Source organism: Bacteroides sp., from assembly GCA_036351255.1.
GTDB lineage: Bacteria > Bacteroidota > Bacteroidia > Bacteroidales > UBA7960 > UBA7960.
In genome coordinates this window covers 47,730-65,303 of record JAZBOS010000151.1, presented here as the reverse complement: position 1 = coordinate 65,303, position 17,574 = coordinate 47,730, and the positions used below count along the sequence as shown (strand labels likewise).

General features: G+C 48.6%; 15 protein-coding genes. 8 read left to right on the top strand and 7 right to left on the bottom strand.

What is annotated here, in order from left to right:
• Position 1 precedes the first annotated feature (1 nt).
• Positions 2-856 carry a 3'(2'),5'-bisphosphate nucleotidase CysQ gene (locus tag V2I46_14445; GenBank protein MEE4178702.1) on the top strand — a complete coding sequence of 285 codons (855 nt, stop codon included), beginning with the start codon at positions 2-4 and terminating at the stop codon, positions 854-856.
• Here the strand turns inward: V2I46_14445 and V2I46_14440 are convergent.
• The 3 genes from V2I46_14440 to V2I46_14430 form a co-directional block, all read right to left on the bottom strand.
• Positions 824-1,714, bottom strand: coding sequence for a DMT family transporter (locus tag V2I46_14440; protein MEE4178701.1), 891 nt, complete (start codon positions 1,712-1,714; stop codon positions 824-826). The genes V2I46_14445 and V2I46_14440 overlap by 33 nt on opposite strands.
• A 216-nt stretch (positions 1,715-1,930) precedes the next feature.
• A complete protein-coding gene (locus tag V2I46_14435) occupies positions 1,931-2,461 on the bottom strand; it encodes an ATP-binding protein (protein ID MEE4178700.1) in 531 nt (176 codons plus the stop codon).
• 8 nt (positions 2,462-2,469) lie between these two features.
• Entirely contained in the window at positions 2,470-2,718 is a 249-nt protein-coding gene (locus tag V2I46_14430; protein MEE4178699.1) for a thiamine-binding protein, read from the bottom strand.
• A 137-nt stretch (positions 2,719-2,855) separates the two neighbouring features.
• Here V2I46_14430 and V2I46_14425 point away from each other — a divergent pair, with 137 nt between their 5' ends.
• Positions 2,856-3,230, top strand: coding sequence for a response regulator (locus tag V2I46_14425; GenBank protein MEE4178698.1), 375 nt, complete (start codon positions 2,856-2,858; stop codon positions 3,228-3,230).
• A gap of 6 nt (positions 3,231-3,236) precedes the next feature.
• Here V2I46_14425 and V2I46_14420 read toward each other — a convergent pair whose 3' ends face one another.
• Entirely contained in the window at positions 3,237-5,345 is a 2,109-nt protein-coding gene (locus V2I46_14420) for a S9 family peptidase (protein MEE4178697.1), read from the bottom strand.
• 228 nt (positions 5,346-5,573) lie between these two features.
• On the opposite strand from V2I46_14420, the gene V2I46_14415 reads away from it, so the two are divergent.
• From V2I46_14415 to V2I46_14390, 6 genes are all read left to right on the top strand, one after another.
• Positions 5,574-6,650 (top strand): radical SAM protein, encoded by a 1,077-nt coding sequence (locus V2I46_14415; GenBank protein MEE4178696.1) that lies wholly within the window; start codon positions 5,574-5,576, stop codon positions 6,648-6,650.
• Positions 6,651-6,788: 138 nt separating this feature from the next.
• Positions 6,789-7,235 (top strand): large conductance mechanosensitive channel protein MscL, encoded by a 447-nt coding sequence (gene mscL, locus V2I46_14410; protein MEE4178695.1) that lies wholly within the window; start codon positions 6,789-6,791, stop codon positions 7,233-7,235.
• A 225-nt stretch (positions 7,236-7,460) separates the two neighbouring features.
• On the top strand, positions 7,461-8,408 hold the full coding sequence (locus V2I46_14405; GenBank protein MEE4178694.1) for a hypothetical protein: 948 nt from the start codon (positions 7,461-7,463) through the stop codon (positions 8,406-8,408).
• Positions 8,409-8,483: 75 nt separating this feature from the next.
• The gene (locus tag V2I46_14400) at positions 8,484-9,854 is read left to right on the top strand and encodes an exonuclease domain-containing protein (protein MEE4178693.1); all 1,371 of its coding nucleotides are present in this window, start codon (positions 8,484-8,486) and stop codon (positions 9,852-9,854) included.
• Positions 9,855-9,867: 13 nt separating this feature from the next.
• The gene (locus V2I46_14395; GenBank protein ID MEE4178692.1) at positions 9,868-10,137 is read left to right on the top strand and encodes an acylphosphatase; all 270 of its coding nucleotides are present in this window, start codon (positions 9,868-9,870) and stop codon (positions 10,135-10,137) included.
• Positions 10,138-10,205: 68 nt separating this feature from the next.
• A complete protein-coding gene (locus V2I46_14390) occupies positions 10,206-12,395 on the top strand; it encodes an agmatine deiminase family protein (GenBank protein ID MEE4178691.1) in 2,190 nt (729 codons plus the stop codon).
• Positions 12,396-12,620: 225 nt separating this feature from the next.
• Here V2I46_14390 and V2I46_14385 read toward each other — a convergent pair whose 3' ends face one another.
• The 3 genes from V2I46_14385 to V2I46_14375 form a co-directional block, all read right to left on the bottom strand.
• Positions 12,621-13,271: an NAD(P)H-binding protein gene (locus V2I46_14385; GenBank protein MEE4178690.1), complete on the bottom strand. Its 651-nt coding sequence runs from the start codon at positions 13,269-13,271 to the stop codon at positions 12,621-12,623.
• A 71-nt stretch (positions 13,272-13,342) separates the two neighbouring features.
• Positions 13,343-14,773, bottom strand: coding sequence for a 23S rRNA (uracil(1939)-C(5))-methyltransferase RlmD (rlmD, locus tag V2I46_14380; GenBank protein MEE4178689.1), 1,431 nt, complete (start codon positions 14,771-14,773; stop codon positions 13,343-13,345).
• Between the two features lie 24 nt (positions 14,774-14,797).
• Positions 14,798-17,437 (bottom strand): M14 family zinc carboxypeptidase, encoded by a 2,640-nt coding sequence (locus V2I46_14375; GenBank protein MEE4178688.1) that lies wholly within the window; start codon positions 17,435-17,437, stop codon positions 14,798-14,800.
• Positions 17,438-17,574 lie beyond the last annotated feature (137 nt).

The window sequence follows — 17,574 nt, the reverse complement described above, 5'->3', positions numbered from 1 at the left end:
AGTGAAAAGCAAAAGCGATTTATATAGCCTGGTTTCAGTGGCGATGAAAGCCGGCCGTCAGGCCTCTGCAGCCATCATGGGTATTTATGTCACCCCTTTTGATTATGAGGACAAGGCTGATGGCAGTCCCATCACGCTTGCCGACCGCCGCTCGAACGACATCCTGACAAAAGCCCTTACAGCCACTGGCATTCCGGTCATCAGTGAGGAAACCCGCATTGAAGATTATGCCCTGCGTAAGCCATGGGAATATTTCTGGCTGGTGGACCCCCTGGATGGCACCAAGGAATTTATCAGCCGCAACGGCGAGTTTGCCATCAACATCGGCCTGATGTATCGCAACCGGCCCATCGCAGGAGTCATCCTGGCTCCTGTTAAGGGCGAGGCCTGGTGGGGCATCGTGGGCGACGGGGCCTATAAGCTGGAGAACCTGAATCTGGCTGAGGAGATCACGGTGGAAAGTCTTCTGTCTCATTCTTCAATTTTAAAACCATCCCCTTCAAAAAAAAGCATTGCCATATCTGTGAGCCGTTCGCATATGGAAGAACAGACCCAGGGGCTGATTGAACAGATTGGTAAGCAAATGGGGCAGGTAAAGTTGATAGGAAAAGGCAGCGCCCTGAAATTTGGCGACCTGGCAGAAGGCTGGTCCGATCTTTATATCCGCTATTCACCCACCTGGGAATGGGACACGGCGGCCGGGCATGCTATTCTGCTGGCACAGGGGGGCGAGGTGTTTCACATCACCCGGCACACCCCTTTTACCTATAACAAGGAAATGCTTAACAACCCTGGCTTTATAGCCTTTGCCCGCAAAGAGGATTCAATCAGGTATTTTTCTGATCTTACGTTTTAGGTAAGGATAACTCAGGACGGACAAAACGATCAGGGAAGCCCCCAGGTAAAAGCCCACCGACATCCGTTCAGCGCCGGGGAAAATGAAGTAAGCCATAATAATTCCGTAAACGGGTTCGAGGTTTATGGCCAGCATCACGGTATAGGCCGAGAGCACCTTCATGATATCAACAATGGCGGTAAAAGCATAAGAGGTGCAGACCAGGCTGAGCACCAGCAACCAGAAAAGGTCAGAACCCGACAGGCTCAGGCTGGACAAACTCAATTGCCCGGTCACGGCAAAGAACAGGGTAATGAAAATAAATCCCCCAAGCATTTCATAAAAACTGATCACCGTATGGTGGTGGCGCAGGCTGATGTTACGGTTCAAAACGGCAAATAAGCCATTGAGGAATGCGGAAGTCAATGAAAACAGGATCCCTTCAATATACCTGAACTCGTATTGGAAGATGATATAAATCCCGGTAAGGGTCACCAGCCCGATCATCACTTCAAGCCAAAAGATCCTCCTGCGCTGAAGGGCGGGTTCCAGGAAACTGGTAAACAAAGTGGCAGAGGCAAACACCCCGAGGGTCACCGAAACATTGGACACCTTAACCGCGTGGAAGAAGGTGATCCAGTGGAGTGCCACCACCAGTCCAATCCCGAAAAGTCTCAGCATATCGCGCCCCTTCAAGCGGTAAGGGATCTTACGCCAAAGCAGGAACACCCAAAGACCAAGAAAGGCAAAAAACATCCGGAACCAAACCAGGTCGGCCGCAGGCAGGGTGATCAGGGCCCCGATGATGGCTGTAAAACCCAGCAGCACCACAATAAAGTGGAGGTGAATGTATTGTCTGATATGACCGTCAGCACTCATTATACGTTCTTTTTATTCAAGGTTCAAAGCTTAAGGTTTCAAGGTTCAAAGCTTAAGGTTTCAAGTTCAAGGTTTCAGGTTCAAGGTCCAAAGGTCGTTGTTCAAGGTTTAAGATTATCATATAAAACCTTAATTTTCAATGTCTTGTAAGAATTTTTGACAAATCTCCTGAACTCACAATATTTCACCCTCCACACACCTCTCATCACTCATCACTCACTTCTCACATCTCACTACTTTCTCCACAGCTTCAACGGCACACATCAAACGCTCCTCACCCAGGCCCCTGACCACGGCATAGGGAAAGCCGTAATACTCCAGTTCTTTCTGGTACCAGTTTAAGAAAAATTGCCGCAAGTGGGGATGCTCACGCTGCTCATCGAATTCCCAGGGCAGGTCTATATTGCATAAAAGGTACAGATCGAAATCCTGCCTTTCAATGGCACTGAGAATAAAAGGGTCGCAGGTCCCGTATTTATGCAGGCTCCACACTTTGATCACAATCAGCTCGGTGTCGCATAAGAGCATCACTGGGGCTTGCAGCTCCATTTCCTGCTGGGCAGCAATCTGTCCTTTGGCTATTTGCAGGAGATCCTGTTTTTCATAGTCCCGCGATAGCCCATCGATATAGGTGCGAGCATATTCAGGCACAAAGGGGGCCTGGTAATGCGAGGCCAGGCCTTCAGCCAGCCAGCTCTTGCCGGTGGACTCAGGCCCTGTGATGGCAATCTTGAGGGTTTGGCTCACTGTCTAAGCTATTGCTGCAAAAAGGCATTGACAATTTTGAGCACAAAAACACTTGTGCCATTTTGCCGGAATGAAGCTTCCATTTCTTCCGTGAGGGCATTCATAATCTCACGGTAATCGCCAAAAAGCTGGGTGCTCATCCCGTTCACTTCGCAGATGATGCCGTGATGGCTTTTCATCCGCTCAATGAATGCCTTGATATCGGGTATATATTCGCGGCCCAGGGGATACATGCTAATTTCAACCGATGCTTTCATTTGAAGTCTGTTTTTTAGCAAAAATACGATTAAAATGCACAGTAGTCAGATTCCAGCGGTTTGCTTCACACGCTTTCCTCACGCATTCCAAAAAATGATATCTTTGAACGCATTAACCCGTCACAAAAGCATCCGGGATGAATCCTCCCCCATTTAAGAAAGTCTTTATCCACGAAGACAACAAGACTGAAGGCATGCTTCTGCGGCTTTGCCTGTCTGCCATACACGGCATTTCGGTCGAGAATTTCCCTGACGGGCGAACCCTCCTGAGCCGCATTGACGAGGAACCTGAAGTCCTTATCACCGGCTTAAACGACGAAGAAGACATTGACCTGATCAAGACCATCAGGTCGATAACCCCTGCTACCGAGATCATCGTCATGTCGGCGCAGCAGGATGTCGACCTGATAGCCCAGGTGCAGGACACAGGCATTTACAACTATGTTGTAAAAAGCGAGGCCTGCATTGAGTATGTCAAGGAAGTCCTCGAAAAACTTTTCGGGCTGAAGTAATCTTTATTACTTAGCCAGTTCCAGCAGGAAAGCATATTGACGAGCCACTTCCCTGAGGCGACGGAACCTGCCTGAGGCGCCCCCATGGCCGGCTTCCATATTGGTATAGAGCAGGATCATGTTATCGCCGGTATTATTTTGCCGTAGCTTGGCCACCCACTTGGCGGGCTCCCAATACTGCACCTGTGAATCGTGAAGTCCGGCCGTGACCAGTATATTGGGGTATTCCGCGGGGATGACGTTATCATAGGGCGAATACGACAGCATATAGTCGTAATACTCCTTGACATTGGGGTTACCCCATTCGTCGTACTCGGCTGTAGTCAAAGGGATGGTTTCATCGAGCATGGTGGTGACCACATCCACAAAGGGAACGGCTGCTATCACGCCTTTGAACAACTCCGGACGCTGGTTGATTACAGCACCCACCAGCAAACCGCCGGCGCTGCCGCCGCTGGCAAAGAGCTTTTCAGGATTGGTATAGCCTTCAGCCACCAGAAAATCGGCAATGTCGATGAAATCGTAAAAGGTATTTATCTTTTTCAGCAACTTGCCATCTTCGTACCACTGCCGGCCCATTTCCTGTCCACCCCTGATATGCGCCATTGCATAAATGAAACCCCGGTCTAGCAAACTGAGCACGTTGGAGCTAAAGCGCGGATCTGTGGTGATACCATAAGAACCATACCCATAAAGCAAGAGCGGGTTATTGCCGTTCTTTTCAATGCCTTTAGTGTAAACCATAGTGACGGGCACTTCTGCCCCATCGCGGGCAGTAACATAGAAACGGCGGGTTTCATAGTTGACCGGGTCAAAATCGCCCAGCACCTCCTGTTGTTTTACAAGCGTTGCCTCACCTGTCTCCATGTTATAGTCGTACTGGCTCATGGGGGTTGTCAACGAGGTATAGCTGTAGCGGAGCAAAGGGGTATTCATTACGGCGTTCGCGCTGATACCGGCGGTATAGGCTTCTTCTTCAAAAGGCAGGTAGTGTTCCTGCCCGTCGGCCTGATGAATCACACGCAACTGCCGCAACCCCTTGCTGCGTTCCTGAAGAACAAGATAATCGGTAAATACTTCAATGCCTTCGAGCAATACGTCGCTGCGGTGGGCGATTACTTCCTCCCAGTGGCTCATGTCGGTGGAATTGATCGGGGTCTCCATCAGGCGAAAGTTTTGTGCCTCAAGATTGGTGGTGACATAAAACTTATCTTTCCAGGGAGCCACCTCATACAACATATCGGGCTGCCGTTCCTGAAAAATCTGAAAGGTGCTCTCGGGCTGGTCTGCTGACAGGTAACGAACCTCATTGCTCAGCGTGCTGCTGATGTTAATCATAATAAAACGATCGTCTTTTGAGCGCGAAACGCCCATATTGTAAAAGGTTTCATCGGCTTCATAATATACCTCCACGGGCACTTCACCATTCATGAAATGATACCGGTATACACGGTCGTAACGCAGGGTCACCGGGTCAATGGAGGTATAGAACACGGTGGCATGGTCGGCAGCCCAGACCACATTCCCACTCAGGTTGGGCAACTTGCTTTCAGTGATGGTTCCCGTTTCCAGATCCTTAAACAGGATGGTATACTGCCTTCGGCCCATGGTGTCAATGCTAAAGGCCATCAGTTTGTTGTTGAGGCTAATATCGTAATCACCTACATTGAAATAAGGATAACCTTCGGCCAGTTCATTGACATTGAGCAGGATTTCTTCGGCGGTATCCATGCTGCCTTCGCGCCTGCAATAAATGGGGTATTCGTGACCCTTCTCATAGCGGGTGTAATAATAAAAGCCATTAGACAGGAAAGGCGCTGACTGGTCGTCTTCCTTGATGCGGCCTTTCATTTCTTCGAAAAGGGTGTCCTGTAATTCAGCGGTGAAATTCATCTTTGCTTCGAGATAGGTATTTTCCGCTTCGAGATAGGCAATCACCTCAGGGCTTTCTCTTTCCCGCAACCAGTAGTAAAAGTCAATACGGGTATCCCCATGGGCGATCAGCATTTCTTCCTTTTGTTCGGCGATAGGGGCTTCGGCTTCTCCCCAGGTTTTCGGGCCGCCACAGGAGGCCAGCATTAGTATTGGAAACAACAGCAGAAATAAGCGTTTCATAAAAATAGAATTAGTTAGAATGAAAGATTTAATTTTCGAGCCTTAAAATTACAAAAACATTCATCAATGAATGTTTAATGTGATTTTAATTAATTTTGGTGCCGAATGCCAAGGATCTTAACAATCCATAATCCTCATAAGAAAGCAGCCCTTTGAGCCAACCGAATCTGATGGAGGGATTCAGGAACGTCCATTAGCAAGCGGGGTTTCAGAGGCAAATTACTGTATATGACCAGAAGAAGGCTCAACAAGGCCATCAAGCGGCTGAAACAACTACCGGGCGGCAAGGCTTTTTTCAGCTATGCCGGCAACAAATTCCGTCATTATGGGCTGAAAGCCACCGGCAGCACCTGGGTGGCACATCCATCCACGATTATGCTCGAACTGAGCGCCCACTGCAATATCCATTGCACCATATGCCCGCGCGAATACGGGTATGGGAAAGCCATGGACAAGGGGTTTATGGATCTGCAGCACGCCAAAAGAATCATCGACAAGACCTGGCCTTACCTGGACTCTATCGGCCTGACCGGAATGGGTGAGACCTTTCTGTATCCCCACCTGGAAGAAGTGGTTGATTATATCCGCTCGAAAAACCAGGGCATCGTGATCTCTGCTTCCGTTAATGCTTATGCCCCCAAGACCAAAGAATACGCCAACAAACTCAGGAATAAAATCGACACCCTGCAGGTCAGCATTGACGGGTTGGATGAGGTATATGACCGAATCCGGCAGGGTTCTGACTTCAAGACTTTTTCGGCTAACCTTTCGCAGTTATCCAGTATCTTGAGAGGCTCTTCCACCGACCTGATGCTAAACATGGTGGTAACCAAAGAAAACTACTTTCAGATGAGCCAACTGCTGGCCTTTGCCAGTCAAGTGGGCATCCGGTTCGTAAATTTTACCATCTTTAACCTGGCGGCTGTTACAGGCATTGATGTATCGTATTATGATTTTTATCTTTCAGAGGAATTTGCGGCAGCCAAACAGGAACTGGATCAGGCACGTGCAAAGTATTCCGGCATTGAAACCACCTTCTGGGAACATAACCCGGAGAAAGGTTTCAAAAACTGCCCCTTCCCCTGGTCGCATTTTTACGTCTGCTGGAACGGAGAGGTAGCCCCCTGTTGCGCCAAACCCTTCCCAAAGGAACTTACGTTTGGAAATGCCTTTGAAAAACCCCTGATGGAAATCCTGAACAGCCGCGGGTACCAAAGCTTCAGAAAAATGTGGCAAAACAACCAAACCCATCCTTTTTGCCAAAAGTGTCATTTCATTGATCTTCCAGTGGCCATTTCTTCTTAGAATCAACAACAGCGGTTAGCTTAAGAACACGATTTATAAAAATATTTCACACATTTAATTCATATTTTATTTTAAATTTACGGGGATTTCCTCTATGGGAATCGGTTTTCAGGAATTACTAACCAAAACACATCAATTATGGCATCATTTACAAAAGAGTTTAAGGAATTTGCCGTAAAAGGCAATGTGATTGACATGGCAGTTGGTATCATCATCGGAGGTGCCTTTGGAAAGATTATTTCCTCCCTGGTTAGCGACATTATTATGCCTCCCATAGGGAAATTGCTAGGAGGGGTAGATTTTGCCAACCTGTTTTACACGCTGGGTGATGTTAGCTATGCTACCCTCGCAGAAGCAACCGAGGCTGGAGCAGCCACCATTAATTACGGAGTTTTTATCAATACCGTCATCGACTTTCTGCTGATTGCCCTCTCCATTTTCTTTGTAATCCGATGGATTAATAAACTGAAGAAAAAGGAAGCACCGGCACCTGCTCCCGAACCAACTACCAAGGAGTGCCCCTATTGCCTGACTCAGATTCCAATCAAAGCAACCCGTTGTCCCAATTGTACTTCACAACTTTGACAAAATCTTTTTTTGAATGCCAAAAGCCGGAACGAAACAAAGCGTTCCGGCTTTTTTTATAATCGGTTTCTTTATAGTTTGCTGAAAATCAAATTAAAAATACTTATTGCTGGCAAAACCAAAGGAATAATTGCAGGACAGAAAAAATCCCGGCGCGGTTTTTGCGTTAAAACACTGTACCTTTGCAAATTTTCCGGACGGAATCCGCGTATGAATCAAATGATTATGACCAGAAACACCATCTTATCCCTGAAAGGATTTTTATTATTTTTATTTCTCACTTCCTTGCTAACCTTTTATTCTTGCAAACAGCCGGAGCAGGAACCTGTTTTCAAGGAGCGTATTACCTATGTTTCGGATGGGACCATCCATGTCGCCGGGCTAAAGGATAATACTTATACGGAAGTAGGCCCCGGCACAGAGCCTGCCTTGTCTTTCGACGGACGCTACCTGGCTTATGTGAATAATGTCGGCAACAAACAGCGCATAGCCATTCTGGATTTCCCCAATCGCAACACAAATATTATTGAAGATGTGCAAGGCACCTCCTGGAACCCCGTATGGTCGCCCACCGAAAACCGCTTTCTGTTTTCAGCCAGGGTGGACTTTAAAGGTTCGTCCTATCAGGTGGCCATCGTAGGCCACGCCCGTGAAGAGAACAAGTATGTCATTGCCCGTGAGGGTGTTAACATCATTTCCCCTTCCTGGGCGCCCGATGGAGAATCCATTTATGCGCACGACACCCGTTTCTTGTATCAGTTTGAAAAAACCGGTATGCTCATTGGACACGCCGTAATGAAAGAGAAATTTGGCTCGCTGCACTACAACGAATCTACGGTTGTTCTTCCCTCTCCTGATGGCAATCGCTGGTTGATTGGAACAGGCCCAGAAGAACCAATTGGAAGGCCAAGGAAAACATCACTGACTCTTTTCCTCTTTGATGAATTGGACAAATCGACAACCAGGATCTCTCCTGAAGAATTATTCATCAGCGACTTCAACTGGAGCAGCGATAGCCTGGGTATCATCTTCTCGGGAAAAAAGACCCAGGGACAACGACAAACCGACATCTACAACTTATCCTTATCCGACGGGCGTTTCGAACGTTTGGTTAAGAATGCCACACAGCCCTCTTGTCAAGACATACGGGTAATGCAAGCGAATAAGCAATAATAACAATACCCTTTCACGAGCCGGGCAACGGCTGATAAAAATCATTAATTTTGAGGGTATTTCAGGCCAAGGCCCATGTACGCCATCATCGACATCGAAACCACAGGGGGTAATCCCTACCGTGACAAGATCACCGAAATTGCCGTCTTCATCCACGATGGCAAGCAGGTGGTCCGGGAATACAACACCCTGATCAATCCTGAACGGCGTATTCCGCCTTTCATCACCCGTATGACGGGCATTACTGATGAAATGGTAGCCCGGGCTCCCAGATTTTTTGAGATCGCCAAAGAAATTGTTCAACTGACGCAGAATACGGTTTTCGTTGCCCACAATGCAAGTTTCGATTACAACTTCGTCCGCAATGAATTCAAAACCCTGGGTTATGATTTCAACCGGAATCACGTCTGCACCGTTAAGTTGAGCCGGAAGTTACTGCCCGGCAAGACCTCCTACAGCCTTGGCAGGCTTTGCCAGGAATTGGGTATCAGCATAAACAATCGCCACCGGGCAGCTGGTGATGCCCTGGCCACGGTAAAACTCTTTGAACGGCTACTCAAGGAACATCCCGAGGGCTTCCTCAATGGCTTTCCGGGTCCTTTCAGCCCCCGACAGGCGATGAATCCATCTCTTTCAGAAGAACATCTGGAGGCCCTTCCTCCCCGGACAGGGGTTTATTACTTCTTCAATGAAAAGGATGAAATTATCTACATCGGGAAAAGCAAAAGCATCCGCCAACGCGTCATGAGCCACTTCAGCTCGTTGAAATCGCAGAAAGCCTTGAAGATGGCCGGCCAGGTTATGCGGGTTGACTACGAGGAAACAGGGAGTGAACTGGCCGCACTTCTGCTGGAATCGGAAGAGATCAAGCGCCACCAGCCATTGTTTAACCGCCGGCAGCGCCGCAATTTTTTTAATTATGGGCTCTATAGCTTCACCGATCCGGAAGGATACCTGAACCTGAAAGTCGAAAAGACCAGCAGCTCCCAGACACCACATACCAGTTTTGCCAACAAGGAAATGGGCAGGGATTTTCTCTTTAAGCTTGTTGAGAAATACAATCTTTGCCAGAATCTCAGTGGTCTTTTCCCCACCAGCGGAGCTTGCTTCCAATATGCCGTAAAGCAATGCCGGGGCGCCTGCCTGGGGATTGAACCTCCCCAGAGTTATAACCAACGGGTCAGAGAGGCCCTGGAAAACGCTTCAATGCCCTCTCAAAACATGATCATCGTTGACAAGGGCCGCCGCCATGGAGAAAAATACCTGATCATGATCGAAGGCGGAAGGTTCAGCGCGGCAGGCTATGCCGTTCCCGAGGAGGTACAGGCCATGACACCAGCCAACCTGGAAATGATATTACAGCCGGCAACAGACAACCGCGATGCCCGGCTGATCATCAGCGGGTTTGTCCGCAACAAGCGCGTGGAGAAACTCATTCCTTTCTGAAAATCGTCAAAGGATGAAAAAAGCCATTCACATCAGCGTGCAGGGGCGAGTCCAGGGTGTTGGATTCAGGTATCATTCCCGTGCCAAAGCACAGGAAACAGGAGTAACAGGATTCGTCCGAAACCTTTCCGACGGCAGTGTTTACATCGAAGCCGAAGGCGAGGAATCTGCACTGGAGATGTTCAAACTTTGGGTGAGCAAAGGACCTTCTTGGGCGAATGTCACCAGTATGGACATTTCTCCGGCATCCCTTACGGGCTTCGAAAATTTTGAAATATTCTGATTCCTTTCGGAATCATTCATTACTTTTGGAGACCCTATCATCCTAGCTTAATAAATTCTGTCTCCGCAATGTTTTTATTTCGTCCCTTAACAATCCTTTTCTTTATTTCCCTGTTTTTAAATGCCTCAGTGTTTGCCCAGGAACCCTTGCCCCACTGGATGACTGAGGCTGAAAAGGCCATCTTCCAGGATTACCTGGACAACATTCCCGAAGGGAAATCCACCTCCCCTCCTATTGGCATCCCACGAGCCCCAGGTGAGTTTGAGGAAGTGCAGGGCGTCATTGTGACATGGGCCAGTTATTCCTATGAGTTGCGTGAGATTGTCCGACACGCCAGGGAGGTGGTTACGGTTTACATTATTTGCTCAAATATTTCTAATGTTCAGAATTACCTTACTTCAGGTAATGTATCCCTCGACAACATCGTTTTTATTCAGGCCTCCTTTAACTCGGTATGGGTAAGGGATTACGGCCCCCAAAGCATTTATCTTGCAGAAGATGGCCAACTGGCCTTTGCCGACTGGGTATACAACCGCCCCCGCCCCCTTGACGACCAGATACCCGTGGTGATGTCCGATCACCTGGACTTGCCCATTTACCAGATGACCAGCAGCCCCAATCGCCTGGTCGCTACCGGAGGAAACTTTATGACTGATGGCTTTGGCACCGGATTCTCTTCCGAACTCATCCTGGCTGAAAACAGCAGCCTCTCGGTAACGCAGATTGACAACATTGCCCACAATTACCTGGGTATTGATCGCTACATCAAAATGCCTGAGTTGCCCTACGATAACATCAGCCACATCGATATGCACATGAAGCTGATCAACGAGGAGACCCTCCTGGTTGGAGAGTTCCCCACTGGGGTATCCGATGGCCCTTATATTGAGAACAATCTGCAGGCGGTCCTTCAGAATTTTCCCAGTGTATACGACAGACAATACAAGGTAGTACGAATCCCAATGCCTGCCAGTTCTTCCGGATCCTATTCCCCCTACACCTCCTATCGTACCTATACCAATTCCCTGATCCTGAACGACTTGGTGCTGGTGCCCATCTACGGGCTCTTTCCTGATAGTCAGGCCCTGCAGATCTATGAGGATGCCATGCCCGGCTGCAATATTGTGGGTATTAACATGGAGTCGGTCATAGGGGCCAGTGGCGCCATCCATTGCATCGCAAGGGAAATCGCTGCTGACGATCCTATCCTGTTTGCCCATGCTAGCCCCGACACCCTCCCTTCCTGGCAGGATTCCTATGAGATGAAGGCAGCCATCCACAGCTATTCAGATATTACAGAAGCTCAATTTTATTGGACAAAAGATCCCCAGCTTGGATTCACTACGGAAGAAATGTTGCTCGAAAATGATACCTTCAGGTTCTGGGTACCCAGGCAGGATTGTAATACCGAGATCTTTTACTATTTCAGCGCAACCAACGGGAACAACAAAACCAGTACCAAGCCCTTGGTAGCACCAGAAGGATATTACAGTTTATTCCTGGATGGGCAGGGAGTTGATTTTTATGCTGACCAACAGCAGTTGATGGTTGGAGAATCCATTACTTTTCAGCTTTGTGACGAAGGCCAGTATGACTTCGTCTGGAACTTTGGCGAAGGGGCTGAGCCTTCGGCAGCAGAAGGGGCCGGACCACATACTGTGGTTTACCAGACCAGCGGCCTGAAGACCATCAGCCTCACCGCAAACGATGACATTCAGGTTACCCGTGAGGATTACATTGAAGTGTTAGGCCCCAACAACATCATGCTGATGGTGGAAACGGAAGGACAAGGCACAACTGAACCAGAACCAGGAACCCATTATTATGAGGAAGGCAGTAATGTGGAACTAACTGCCACCGCAGCTTCAGGTTGGGAATTCGACAATTGGCTGCTGATGCCCGGCGAAGAGACCCTTGATACGGAGACCATCACCCTGACCCTGAATGAGAACACCACGGCAAAAGCCATCTTCCAGCAATCAACGGTTAGCATTACTAGTCCTGAACGAAGCCTGCGCTTCATGGTTTACCCCAATCCTTCCGATGGACATATCACGCTTTCCCTGCCCGCCAATCCGGCCAGGGTTGAATATACCGTCACCACTATTCAGGGGCAAATCATTCACCGGGGAGTCATCCCTCCAAGGGCAACTGCCCCGCTCATCAGCCTGAACCTCAGCGGGCAGCCTGCCGGAATTTACCTGATTCGCCTTACAGATGGAAATGTTTCCCAGCTGGAGAAAGTCATGATCCGGTAAAACCCGACTGATATAAAACAGCAATGGTAACTTGCTTACAGCAGGTTACCATTTTTTATTTCCTTATTTTCCATTTAATGGGTAAGACACACCCTCACAATTCCTCTTTCCTGGGGATGTAAATCTCAACACCCTAAACGAAAGGAACAGAGTGATATTCAATACTGCAAGAAAGAAAAATACAAGACGTTCAAAACCACCCTTAATAATAATCAGACTCTTAAGTTATTGGGCCAGGGCAAACAATTCATCCAGCTGAAAAGAAGACACCCCTGGTTTCGCTTGCTTATAGGCTCTGATCATCGCACGGGAAACTTCATCTCCACCAATGGGCCGGTATTTCTTAAAAAGGCCTAAACCATTGAAAAAACGAATAACGGCCACGCCTATATTTTCACCCAAGCGCTTCTCCTGACGATTTCCCTGCAGGGGGCCCGGTTTGATCAGGATAATGAATGAAAACAACAGCCCTTTCACATCGCGCTCCAGTTCACCTTTCATACGCATATAAAAGGCCTTGCTTCTGGGGCTGGCCCCTGCTGATGAAACCAGCACATAGGCCGGCACTGCATTGCGTGCAGCAGCAGCAGCAAACTGAAACTGATAGCCATGATCAACCTTAAACTGGGCTTTTTTACTGCCTGCCTTAGAAAGCGTTGTACCCAAGGCCGAGAATAACACATCGCCCTTGACCAGGTGTTGCCACTGGTCAGGATGGTCAAAATCGATGAGGTGTTCCTCCAGCTTAGGGCTTGCAAGCCCCGTTGAACGCCGCGAAAACAAAACCACTTTGTCAAAATCCTTATCAACCATCAATTGTTTTACCAACTGATGGCCTACCAGTCCCGTAGCCCCGATAACAAGCGCTGTCTTCATACAATTCAGTAGGTTTTTATTTCAATAAACAACAATAGGGCTTTGTTGTTCGCTGACAAGGGAAAGGATTCTTACTCCTCCAGTCCTTTCCGAATGAGCAGTGCAACACTTTCCACATGTTGGGTATGCGGAAACATGTCCAGGGGTTGCACCTTCTTCAGGATGTAAGTGTCAATGAGCATTTCAATGTCCCTCGCCTGTGTAGCAGGGTTGCAGCTAACGTAGACCACTTTATCTGCCCCGCTGCGGGCAACCTGTTTCACCACATCAGAATGCATGCCAGCCCGGGGGGGGTCAGTTACGACCACGTGCGGATACCCGTGACGGTCGAGCAGGACCTCATTGAACACTTTGGGCATATCACCTGCAAAAAACAGGGTATTGGTAACCCCATTAAAAGCAGCATTCTCCCTTGCATGCACAACGGCCTCTTCCACATACTCCACACCAATCACCTTCGAAGCTTGCTGCGCAAGGAATAGGGCAATGGTACCCGTTCCGGTATATAAGTCATAAACCACCTCGTGCCCTTCCAGACCTGCAAAATCCCGGGCAATGGTATACAAGCGATTAGCTTGTGGCGCATTGGTCTGGAAAAACGACTTGGGCCCAATGGCAAACTTCAGCCCTTCCATCTCCTCCATCATATAGGGATTGCCGTTATAAATCACCGGTTCCAGATCGACAATGCTACTGTTTTTCTTGTTGTTGATAAAATAAGCCAGGGTGGTTACCTCCGGAAAACGGTCACCGATAAAATCCATCACCAACCTGATACCCTCCGTGTCGTTTTCTCCAAAAATCATCGAAACCATCACTTCCCCGCTTGAACTGTTGCGAATGATCAGGTTACGCAGCAATCCTTTATCCTCCCTAATGTCATAAAAAGAAAGTCCCTGTTCAAGTGCAAAGGCTTTGACGGCAAGCCGGATGGCATTGGAAGGCTCGGGCTGCAGCCAGCACTTTTTAATGTCCAACACTTTGTCGTAAAGTCCGGGGATGTGAAACCCAAGAGCGTTCAGGTCTTTAAACTCCTCGCCAGATTCAATGTCCCTTTTTGTAAGCCAGCGCCTGTCAGAGAAGGTATATTCCAGTTTGTTGCGGTAAAAAGTCGATTTTTCTGATCCGGCAATGGGGATCAGTTCATAGCTGCCGGGCTTCACTCTGCCGATGCGTTCCAGGCTGTCGACCACTTGTTGCTGCTTGTAATGCAGCTGCCTTTCATAATCCAGGTGCTGCCATTTACAACCCCCGCAAAGGCCAAAATGCTCACAAAAGGGCTCTGCGCGGTCTGGTGAGGTGGTATGGATCTTCAGGATCTCCCCTTCCAGGTAGTTCTTCCTGGTCTTTTTGATTCGGATATCCACCACATCGCCCGGGGCACCGTAATTCAGAAACACCACCAGCTCGCCCACCCGGGCAATGGCTTTACCCTCGGCAGCAAAGCTTGTAATGGGAAGGTTCTCGATAACCTGGTTAAACAGGGGGTGCCTGCGTGCCATAGTCTGTTATTTTCTAAATTGGGATTAATATACGCAAAACTTACCCCTGAAGGCTTGCTCTCCCCTTATCTCAAAGACGTATACACCTGGCCTGAGTGCCAGGGGAATAGCTTGTCTTCCGCCAGCGTTCGAAATGACCTCCTGATGGACTTTTCGCCCATAAAGGTCAAAGACCGTCAGCTGCAATGCTCCGTTTTCAAAGTCGTTGCCCGGAACCAGCACCAGGGATTTCCTCAGTTGATTATAAAAAACAAGGGAATTACTTTGCAGCAGTTCTTCAGTATCCATCGTATTCAGCACCTCCACCACAAAGGGGTATTCCTCACTTTCAAGGATGCCGTTATTCACCTTCAGCAAAACCTCCAGGTTGCCGTAAAAATCCGGGTCGGGGACAATATTATCCCCTTCCAGTGAATAATCCTCGCCCGGAATGATCTCCAGCGTATGACCCTGGGGATAGCTGACAAAATTATCTTCTACTGTTATCCATTCCAATTCGATGGAGAACGTTTCTCCCATAAGGATGGTCATCGGCTGTTGCCCGGTGATCACCGGGGCCAAAGGCTCAAAGTCTTCCAGGGCATAAATTTTAAAGTCATCAAAATAAAAGCCATCCTTGGTGAGGCTGACATCGCTCACCAGGCGAAAGCGCATCAGGATTTCCTTGCCGGCAAAAGCTTCCAGCGAGATCTTTTCCTGCACCCAGGTGCTTTGATTCCCGTCCCACAGATGTTGCCCCGAGTCTTGGTTATTCGAACCACTGCGGGTGTAAAGGCCTGGCAAGGCCGTCCAGCTCGTTCCTCCATTTTCCGAGACCTGCAACTGCACGTAGTCATAATTACTTTCAATGTCCCAGCGTGCTGAGAACTCTGTAAATGCCATCCCGTGATTGCTGAGGTCCACCGGATCATTCAGGGTTAATACCGCATTGGCATAATTGCCATACTGCCCGCCCGGGCTGTCGGTCATAGAGTTAGGGGCCGAAACGTATTGGTTGCTGGTCAGACCCCAAACCGTGCTGCTCCAGTTTTCGGATGTTTCAAAATTGTCAGCAAACAACACGGGGGCCTCCCCAAAATATCCTCTGATGGTATCGCGCCAGATAAAACTCCCATTGTCAAGCAACACCTCGAAATCATACATTAACCCAGCGTAAGTCGATGGGTGAAGGGTAATTTGTATGGAATCAACAAGCGTTTCCAAAACTTCCATCTCTTCGAATACCAGGGGGCCCCCGCTTGAGATGACCAGGGGACTGATGGGTTCCACAGAAACTGTGAAGCTTGAAGGAGAGGCAAGCCCCAGGTTTTTTATTTCAAAGGGGAAATAAAAATAATGTGTTTCCGCCTGCTGCGCTGCTAAAGGCTTGAGTTCGGCATAGGACAGTGCCAGGTTGGCCAGGCCAAGGTTCATCCAGGTATGTCCGGCGCAAATCTCTTCGATGCGGTTCATTGCTGGCCAAAACCCATCCGAGGGACTGCCCGCCTCAGGCGTAAAGGCAAACACTTTATCCTTGGTTTCCTGTTCACCGTAAAACCAGTCGTCAGAGCCCCCGTTGACAAGATAGTTCAGGGTTTCGTAACAGGTTCCATATGTATAATTATTTTCCCGGGTAAGAAGCTCCGCAAAAGACGAAAAGATCTCACCATCGGGAGTAAGCTGATTCTGGTACCCCCAAGGATAAATCAGCAGGTCGGAATAAGTATGGTTGTTCAGCGCAAGGTCGAAATCAAACTGCTCGGCAAAATATTTCACGATCTGGGTCTCGGGTTCCGAAAAAGGAGCGGTGCCTCGATAAGTCATAGAAGAAGGGGTTGAAGAGGAACCCGAGTCATCGTGCCCCCAGAAATACCCAAAGTTCCGGTTCAGGTCCACCCCATAGCTTCCGTCCCCATTCAGCCGCATGTTCTTACGGTACATCCCGCCCCCGTTGGGATTGGTCTGTTGATTATAGATGTATCCGTCAGGGTTAATGCAAGGCACAAAATACATCTCAACATTATCCATCAGGTAAGTAATCTCGGGATCTGTCCCGTAGTTTTCCAGCAGATACCACATCTGGTAAATCATCTGTTGCATGCCAATCGGCTCGCGGGCGTGCATCAGAGCCGTATAGAGCACCTTGGGCTTATCCTGCTCAACATCAGGATTGTTTGAAATACGCAGCCAGTAAACCGGACGCCACTGAATTGTCAGAATGGTTCCGATGGGTGCCTTCTCTGAAATGAGATCAGGGTACTGCGCATGCATCGCATCCAGTTCAGCAAGGAGCTCATCATAAGTTAAATACCCGCCCATACTGCCCAAAGAAAAATTTTCAGGCGTCTGGTATTTCCGGTTGGGGTCTGGCTTGCGCCACGATGCTTCAATGGCAGCCTTATCCAGTCCGGCATTTCTTGCCGAGTAATATGCCGACATGTCCTCAATCAGCACCTCAAAAGAAAACCCTGCCCCGGCGATGCGGTCCTGCTCCTTCTCACTGTATTCCCCGATGACATACAATCCGGGGCGATATTCCATGCTTTCAGTATCCACACCCAGTTCGGCCAGCTCCCTGAGCTCGCGTCCTTCCATATTGATTTTCAGACGCGAATAAACCGGCTGCTGGGCAGCCGCTGCCATAGTGAGTAAAACAAACAGGGATAACGTAAAAAGGCGTTTCATAACTGCAGGGGTTTAAAATGGCATCAATAGTATAGGGGCAAAAATAACCGAAATCACTGAAAATAGTGCATTTAATTCTGACAAAGATGCTCCTTCTCCCTCATCTGGCCTTGTGCCTTTTTGAAAAGAAAAAGTCT